The sequence below is a fragment of the Kitasatospora sp. MY 5-36 genome (genome assembly GCF_001182915.1).
GTDB lineage: Bacteria > Actinomycetota > Actinomycetes > Streptomycetales > Streptomycetaceae > Kitasatospora.
In genome coordinates, this window is sequence record NZ_LFVW01000239.1 from 1 (window position 1) to 5,164 (window position 5,164).

Consider the following 5,164-nt stretch of genomic DNA (forward strand, 5'->3'; position numbering starts at 1 on the left):
CGGGCCGGCGCACCCGTCGTGGGGTGCGCCGGCCCGCGGTGGGGTCGTCCGGGGTCAGCCGGTGGTGAAGTAGCCGTAGAGGTCGGTGACCAGGTCGGCGCCGGCCGAGTTGTTCCGCAGCCGGATCCCGCCGTTCGTTCCGAGCGGGACCTGGGCGTGGTTGGCCACGGTCTGTCCGGCGCGGAAGTTGAGGTTGCTGGTGCCGGGCGCCGGGGTGAGGTCCGGGTAGGCGATGACGTGCCCGTCGGAGAGCGTCCCGGTCGCGGTCAGGTTGACCACCGCGGCCACGGCGTTCGCCGGCACCGCGCCGTTCCCGCCGATCCGCACGGCGGTCTCGCCGCCGGGGCCGAGGGCCGTCAGCGGTGCGGTCCGGGTGTCCTGGAGCCGGACCGGGATGACGGGGCTGTACCGGCCCGTGGCGCCGCCGCCGTAGTAGCCGACGACATCGGCGATCACGTGGGTGGAGCCGTCGTTGTTGTAGACGTCCACCGTGCCGTCCGCGCCGAGCGGCACGATCACCTGGTTCGCCACCGTCTGCCCGGGCCGGAAGTTCAGGCTGGACGTGGACGGGCGGCCGCTCTGGCCACCGGGTCGGGCCGCCAGGTAGCCGTCCGCGGTGGGCTCGGTGGCGGTCAGGTTGAGGGCGACGGCCGTGGCCCCGGACGGGACGCCCGCGGTGCCGGCGACCTTCAGCGGCAGCGTGGCACCGGGCCCCGGCTTGGTGCCGGACTGCCGGGTGTCGGCGAGCCGGGTGGGCGGCAGCGGGGCGTAGCCGTCCTGGGCCTGCGGCAGGTAGTAGCCCATGAGGTCGACCACCACGTCGACGAAGCCGGCGTGGTTGGTGAGTCCGAAATTGTCGTAGCCCGTCGCCGTGACCGGCACGGTGACCAGGTTGGCGACGGTCTCGCCCGGGGCGACGTTCAGACTGGAGGTCCCCGACGGGGAGCCGCCGATGGTGGAGGTGTCCAGGTGAGTGGTCGTGGTGGCCCCGGTGGCGGTGATGTTCACGACCGCCGCGGTCGCGCCCTGCGGGAGGCCGGCCGCGATCGTCCGGTGCTGGCCCGGCCCAATCCCGCCGGTACGGCCGGGGCCGGGGAAGTTCACCGGGTCCCGGGTGTCGTAGATCCGCTTCGGAGCCACCGGGACGAAGCCCGCCGGGGCGAAGCCCGGGCTGACCGTGGTGGTGGCCCGGTCGGTCTGCCCGGCGGTGTCGGTCACGGTGACCGAGACGGTGTAGGTGCCGGGCGCGGTGTACATGTGGCCCGCGTAGTCCTCGGCCGACGCCTCGACCGGCGAGCCGTCGCCGAAGTCGTACACGTAGGAGGCGATCCGCCAGGGGCCGGTGCTCTTCAAGGCGCTGACGTAGTACTGGAAGTCCCCGGACGGGTTCGTGGCCTCCAGCACGGCCTTCGCCGGGCCGGGGTCGCTCACCCTCACCTTGGCCCCGTAGGCCCCGTACTCGTCTCCGAGACTGGTGAGCCGCTGGCCGAACCCGTCGGTGACGGTGGTCGTGATCTGGTAATCGCCCTTGGTGGTGTAGGTGTGCGGGACGGTCTTCTCCGCGCTGGTCACCGGGGCGCTACCGTCACCGAAGTCGAAGGTGTAGGTCAGGTCGGACGGCCAGTCGTTGCGGGCGTCGGCCGTGGCCTTGACCGTCAGCGGGTAGGCGCCCTGGCGCAGGTCCGCTTCGACGCGCACCGTCTCCAGACCGTACCGTTCGTACGCTCCGCGGTCCCGGTGGCCTCCCCCCGGAGCATTCGGCACCGTCGGGTCGTCGATCACCGCCCGACCGGCCAGGTCGGTATCGGGCAGTCCGGGTGCGGACGGATCGCCGGAGTCGATCGCTGCGGAGCCCTCGCTCGGCAGCGTCGGCACGGAACCGCGGAGGTTGCCGCCGGTGTCGGCGAGGTCATGGGCGCCCTGGCCGGTGGCGGCCTGCAGTGCGGGCAGCCGGTAGGCCGTTCCGGCCCAGAGGTAGCCGCCGTCGCCCCCGTCGTCGACCAGGTTGTAGTCGACCTTGGTGTCGGCCACCGAGCCCGGCCCGACATCGAGTTGGGCGGTGCCAGAACGCTTGGCAGTCGCGTTGCCGACCAGGATGTTGTTCTCCACCACGGCGCCGACGGAGGCCCCTGTCAGGACGATCCCGGAGCCCGGGCTCCGGGTGACCGTGTTCCCGGTGACCACCGTCCCGGGGGCGTCGGTCACGGTGATGCCGGTCCGGGTGTTCCCGATGTCGTTGGTGGTGACGACGGCATGCCGGACGCCGGCACCGATGGTGATGCCGTCACCGATCCAGAACTGGCTACGGCTCACCGTGACGTCGCTGCTCGTCCCGGAGACAGAGACGCCTCCGGTCCCGGTCTTGACCGCGCCGAGGACGTAGAGCCTGTCGACGGTGACGGCCGAGGAGTCGGTGACCGTGACGGCGTCCTCCTTCGAGTTCACATAGAACCCACTCACCGCGACGTCGTGGACCCCGGCCAGGGTGAACGCGTGGGTGAGCGACTGACCGCCCCTCCAGTCGACTCCCGACACGCGGACCAGCGGGATCGTGTTCGGCCACCCGACGGCCCACTCGCCCTCGAACCTGATGGGGTGACCGGGTGTACCGGAGCGGCGGATGTCGACCTGCTCGGGGTAGATCCCGGACGCGATCCGCACCGTCTGCCCGGGCTGGACGACCCCGGCGGCGGCACCGATGGTGCAGTAGGGGACCGCCCGGCTGCCCTGGCCGGTGTCGGAGCAGGACGCGGACTTCGCCACGTACAGCTCGGTGACGGGCTCGGCGGCGAGGGCCGCGGGCGGGGGCATGCCGAGAACGGCCGCGAGGGCCGCCGCGGTCGCCGCGACGGCGGGACGAAGGCGCAAGGGTCTGTACCTCTTCGGTGGGCGCGGCACCGGGCCGCGAATCGGATCGTTGTGGCGGCCACGTGACGGTGCGGTGCGTGGGCCGCCGATATTTGACCACCTGTTCGATTCTGGTGTCGAGGCCTTTCCCCCTGGCCCCGGAGGGCCCCTGGCCGCCGGGTGCCACAGCGGCCACACTGCTGCGGAGAAGATCCGTACCGGACAACGGAGGCAGTCACCGTGCAGCGCATCGGCATCATCGGAGTGGGCGAGATCGGCCGGGCCATCGTGACGGGCCTGCGCCACGGGGAGGAGCCCGGGCCGGAGGTCCTGCTCTCCCCGCGGGGCGCCCGCACCGCCGCCGAGCTGGCGGAGCGCTACGACGGCGTGCGGGTGTGCGCCGACAACCAGGAGGTGGTGGACGGCTCCGACCTGGTGATCGTCGCCCTGCGCCGCCAGGACTGGCGGGCGGCCCTGGCCGGGCTGGTCGTCCCCGACGACCGGGTCGTGGTCAACGTGATCCCGGGCGTCGCCTCCGAGGAGTTGCGCCGGGTGCTGGCCACCGGCGCCGCGCTGACCCATGCGATCCCGCTGCCCACCGTCCGGGAGCGCCGCTGCCTCACCGTCGTCCAGCCCTCCCACCCGGACGCGGACGCCCTGTTCGAGCTGTTGGGCGGGGCGCTGCCGGTCGCGGACGAGGCGGCCCTCAACGTCCTGTCCGCGGTCACCTCGACCCAGACCACCCACTACGCGTTCCTCGCCACGCTCGTCTCCTGGGCCACCGACCAGGGCATCCCCGCGGCGGACGCCGACCGCTTCGTCCGCGGCCTCTACCAGGACGTCGGCCGCTCCCTGGCCGACGGGACGCGGTCGCTGGAGCGGCTCGCGGCCGAGCACGAGACCCCGGGCGGGAGCAACGAGCGGGTGCGCACCACCTGGTACGACCAGGCCAACTCCGGGGCCCTGCGCGGCACCCTGGACGGCCTGGTCGGCGACCTCCACGGCGGCCACCGGTAGGACGGGAATTCCGGAGCCGCGGGCTCCGGGGAGGGCGACGGTTCCGGACCCGACCGGACCGCGCCGTATCACGTCCGGCTGACGACCGTTAGCATGACGGGTATGACGCCGGTCGTTGGCGTCGGTTCGCACAGAATCCACAGCGGTGTTGAGGAGTTGACGATGAGTCGCGCTTTCCCTCTGTCCCGGACGACCGGTCCCGTTTCCGAGGAGGAGCGACGCACAATCCTCGCCGCGCCGGGCTTCGGCAAGTTCTTCACCGACCACATGGCCTCGGCCACCTGGACGCCCGCCGAGGGCTGGCACGACCACAAGGTCACCGCGCTGGCGCCGTACTCGCTGCACCCGAGCGCCGCCGTGCTGCACTACGCCCAGGAGATCTTCGAGGGGCTGAAGGCCTACCGGCACGCCGACGGCAGCGTCTGGCTGTTCCGCCCGGAGTTCAACGCCCGCCGCTTCGCCCGCTCCGCCGAGCGGCTCGCCCTGCCGGTGCTGCCGGAGGAGGACTTCCTCACCAGCGTCGAGGAGCTGGTCCGCGCGGACGAGGCGTGGGTGCCGAGCTCCCCGGACGAGAAGAGCCTCTACCTGCGGCCGTTCATGTTCGCCTCGGAGGCCTTCCTCGGGGTCCGGCCCGCCGAGCAGATCGCCTACTCGGTCATCGCCAGCCCGGCCGGTCCGTACTTCGCGGGCGGGGTCACCGGCATCACGCTCTGGGTGAGCAGCAACTACACCCGCGCCGGGCGGGGCGGCACCGGCGCCGCCAAGTGCGGCGGCAACTACGCCTCCAGCCTGGCGGCGCAGATCGAGTCCCGGAAGAACGGCTGCGACCAGGTGCTGTTCCTGGACGACACCGGCGGCGAGGGGGACCTGGAGGAGTCCGGCACGATGAACCTGTGCCTGGTCACCTCGGCCGGCGAGCTGGTCACCCCCGCCCTCGGCAACATCCTCGACGGGGTGACCAGGGACTCGATCCTGTCCCTGGCGGGCGAGTTCGGGCTGACCCCGGTGGAGCGCCCGATCACCCTCTCCGAGCTGCGCTCCGGTGCCGCCGACGGCACGGTCACCGAGGTGTTCGCCGCCGGGACGGCCGCGGTGGTCACCCCGATCGTCGGCTTCAAGGGCGAGTCCAAGGGCGAGGGCTACGCGTTCACCATCGGCACCGGCACGCCCGGCAAGCAGACCCTCGCGATCCGCGAGCACATGCTGGACATCCAGTACGGGCGCGCCGAGGACGTCCACGGCTGGATGCGCCGGGTGGTCTGACCTCCCGGTGGGCGGCCCCGACCGGGCCGCCCACCCC

Annotated in this window: 3 protein-coding genes; 2 read left to right on the top strand and 1 reads right to left on the bottom strand. The window is 72.6% G+C overall.

Annotation, left to right across the window (positions count from 1 at the left end; translation table 11 throughout):
* Positions 1 to 54 precede the first annotated feature (54 nt).
* Positions 55 to 2,868, bottom strand: coding sequence for a PKD domain-containing protein (locus AE652_RS17395; RefSeq protein WP_049652413.1), 2,814 nt, complete (start codon positions 2,866 to 2,868; stop codon positions 55 to 57).
* A gap of 219 nt (positions 2,869 to 3,087) precedes the next feature.
* Here AE652_RS17395 and AE652_RS17400 point away from each other — a divergent pair, with 219 nt between their 5' ends.
* Both AE652_RS17400 and AE652_RS17405 read left to right on the top strand, forming a co-directional pair.
* Positions 3,088 to 3,864 carry an NAD(P)-binding domain-containing protein gene (locus AE652_RS17400; protein WP_049652415.1) on the top strand — a complete coding sequence of 259 codons (777 nt, stop codon included), beginning with the start codon at positions 3,088 to 3,090 and terminating at the stop codon, positions 3,862 to 3,864.
* 162 nt (positions 3,865 to 4,026) lie between these two features.
* A complete protein-coding gene (locus tag AE652_RS17405; protein ID WP_049652417.1) occupies positions 4,027 to 5,127 on the top strand; it encodes a branched-chain amino acid aminotransferase in 1,101 nt (366 codons plus the stop codon).
* The last annotated feature ends 37 nt before the right edge of the window (positions 5,128 to 5,164 follow it).